The 3,312-nt window shown below is 66.8% G+C and carries 2 protein-coding genes; both read left to right on the forward strand.

The genetic code is table 11. The features are described from left to right. Nucleotides 1–2,212, forward strand: a 2,212-nt coding sequence (locus tag EOA27_RS28525; protein ID WP_145970584.1) for an alpha-2-macroglobulin, incomplete at its 5' end; no start/stop codon positions are given. Between the two features lie 75 nt (nucleotides 2,213–2,287). Continuing rightward, on the forward strand, nucleotides 2,288–3,312 hold a 1,025-nt coding region (locus tag EOA27_RS28530), incomplete at its 3' end, for a transglycosylase domain-containing protein (protein WP_348639875.1).

Below are 3,312 nucleotides of genomic sequence, written 5' to 3' on the forward strand. Positions count from 1 at the left end.
GATGGTGGCTGCCGTCGACGTCGGCATCCTCAACCTCACCAACTACAAGGCGCCCGATCCGGAGGACTGGTTCTTTGGCCAACGCATGCTGGGGCTGGAGATCCGCGATCTCTATGGCCGCCTGATCGACGGCTCGCTCGGCACGATGGGCAAGATACGCACCGGTGGCGACGGCGCCAACATGCAGGCGCAAGGCAGCCCGCCGACCGAAAAGCTGGTCGCCTTCTTCTCCGGCCCGGTCGAGCTCGACGCCAACGGCAAGGCGCGGATCGACTTCGACATCCCGCAATTCAACGGCACCGTGCGCGTCATGGCGGTCGCCTGGACCAAGGAAGCCGTCGGCCATGCCCAGACCGACGTCATCGTGCGCGATCCTGTGGTGATCACCGCCGGCCTGCCGCGCTTCCTGGCGCCGGGCGATGTGGCGACCATGCGCCTCGACATAGCCGACACCGATGGCCCGGCCGGCGACTACGCGCTGTCCGTCACCACCACCGGCGACCTTTCGACCGGCGACAAGCCGTTGCCGGAAAAACTGACGCTCGCCCAGGGCAAGCGCCAGTCGCTCACCTTCCCGCTGGTCGCGAAGACCGCGGGCGACGCCTCCATCACCATCAAGCTCGCCCATGCCGACGGCACGCAGGTCGAGCAGACGCTCTATCTGCCGGTGCGGCCGGCGCAGCTTCCGGTCACTAACCGCATGGTTGTCGACCTGAAGCCGCATGGCGGCTCGCTGCGGGTCGACAAGGAGCTGCTTGCCGCCAGCGTGCTCGACGGCGCTTCGGTCAGCGTCGGCGTCTCGCAGTCGTCCGCGCTCGACGTGCCGTCGCTGCTGATGAGCCTTGATCGCTACCCTTATGGCTGCGCCGAGCAGACCACCAGCCGCGCCATGCCGCTGCTCTATGTCAACGACATGGCCAAGAGCATCGGCATGGAGAGCGACCCTGACCTGCATCAACGCATCCAGGACGCCATCTACAAGGTGCTCTCCTATCAGTCGTCGAGCGGCAGCTTCGGCCTCTGGGGGCCGGGCTCCGGCGATCTGTGGCTCGATGCCTATGTCAGCGAGTTCCTGACCCGCGCGCGCGAGGAAAAGTACGATGTGCCGGCGCTGGCGATGAACCAGGCGCTGAACAATCTGCAGAACTCGCTAGGCTACGACCAGGACGTCCAGGACAAGGGCAGCGATATCGCTTACGCGCTCTATGTGCTCGCCCGCAACAAGGAGGCCTCGATAGGCGACCTGCGCTACTACGCCGACACGCAGCTCGAAGCTTTCTCCAGCCCGATGGCGGTCGCGCAACTTGCGGCGAGCCTGGCGCTCTACGGCGACACGCAGCGTTCGGAATCGACCTTCCAGACGGCGCTCCGGCTGGCGCAGTCTGAAACCGACTACGACTGGTACCGCTCCGACTATGGCTCGCGGCTGCGTGACGGCGCGGCGATACTGGCGCTGGCGGCGGAATCGAAGCCGGTGCCCAGCATCATGCCGCAACTGATCAAGCTGGTCGGCGTGGCGCGCGCCGATGCCCGCTGGACGAGCACGCAGGACGAATCCTGGATGCTGCTTGCCGCGCGGGCGCTGAAGGAAGGCAATGATTCCATCACGCTTTCCGTCAATGGCGCGCCGCATTCGGGCGGCTATTCCGACCAGGTCGCCGGCGGTGACCTGGTCGACAGCCCGCTTACCATCGCCAACACCGGCGCGACGTCGCTGCAGGCGGTGGTGACCGCGGTCGCCGCGCCGGTCGATCCACTGCCCGCCGGCGGCGACGGCTTCACCATTGATCGCACCTACTACAAGCTCGACGGCACCGAGGCCAACGTCACCGAAGCCAGGCAGAATGAGCGCTATGTGGTCGTGCTCAAGATCTACGAGCAGAACAAGTGGCCGTCGCGGCTGCTGATCACCGATCTGTTGCCGGCCGGCTTCGAGATCGACAATCCGAGCCTGGTTTCCAGCGCGCAATTGTCCAACTTCTCCTGGCTGGCGCAGACCGACGCCGCGCATCTGGAGTTCCGCGACGACCGCTTCGTCGCCGCCTTCAATCCCAATGAAGGCGACGGCGACCGCAACATCACGCTGGCCTATGTCGTGCGCGCCGTGACACCCGGCACCTACGCCCATCCGGCGGCGACGGTGGAGGACATGTACCGGCCGCAATATTCGGCCCGCACCGCCACCGGCGTGATGGAGGTGAAGGCGGAATAGCGAGGTCGCCGGTCTATCCTTCTCCCCGTCCCTATACGGGGAGAAGGTGCCGGCAGGCGGATGAGGGGCAGCGCCATGCTCTCCAGGAAATTTCTCAGACGCACCGCGATCGCAGGCATCTCGCTTGCCGGCCTCGCGGCACTTTCCCTCGCCGCGCTCTGGGAACTCGACCGCGCCTTCCCGCCGCCGCTGCCGGCAAAGCTGACGGTCTCCACCGAAGTCCAGGACCGCGACGGCCAACTGCTGCGCGCCTTCGCCACGCCCGACGGCTACTGGCGGCTCGAGACCCGGCTCGACCAGGTCGACAAGCAATTCGTCGACATGCTGGTCACCTATGAAGACAAACGTTTCTGGGACCACCGCGGCGTCGACCTTCTGGCGCTGTGCCGCGCCGCCGGCCAGCTCGTCACCAGCGGCCATATCGTCTCCGGCGGCTCGACCTTGTCGATGCAGCTCGCCCGGCTGATCGAGCCGCGCGACAGCCGCAGCCTCGGCTCCAAGCTCAAGCAGATGCTGCGCGCCATCCAGATCGAGCGGCGGCTTTCCAAGCAGGAAATCCTCGAACGCTATCTGACGCTGGCGCCCTATGGCGGCAATCTCGAGGGCGTGCGCGCCGCCTCGCTCGCCTATTTCGGCAAGGAGCCGAAGCGCCTCACAGTCTCGGAAGCCGCCCTCCTCGTCGCGCTGCCGCAATTGCCGGAAAAGCGCCGGCCCGACCGCAATCTCGGCATCGCGCACGCCGCGCGCGACCGCGTGCTGACCCGCATGGTCTCGGCCGGCCTGCTCGGCGAACGCGAAGCGCAGCGCGCGGCGCTAGACGACGTCTCCGGCCTGCGCAGAAAACTGCCGGCGCTGGCCGCGCACGCCTCCTACGCCATGCTGCCCAAGGCCGTGCCCGGCAGGCCGCTGCAACTCACCATCCGCCGGAGTGTGCAGCAAGGGCTGGAGCAGGTCGCAAGGGATGCCGCCAGGAAGCTTGGCCCGAAACTTTCCATCGCCATGGTGATGGCCGATGCGCGCACCGGCGACATCCTCGGCGAGGTCGGTTCGGCCGATTTCTTCGACGCCAGCCGCTCCGGCTGGATCGACATGACCAGGGT

Source organism: Mesorhizobium sp. M2A.F.Ca.ET.037.01.1.1, assembly GCF_003998075.1.
GTDB lineage: Bacteria > Pseudomonadota > Alphaproteobacteria > Rhizobiales > Rhizobiaceae > Mesorhizobium.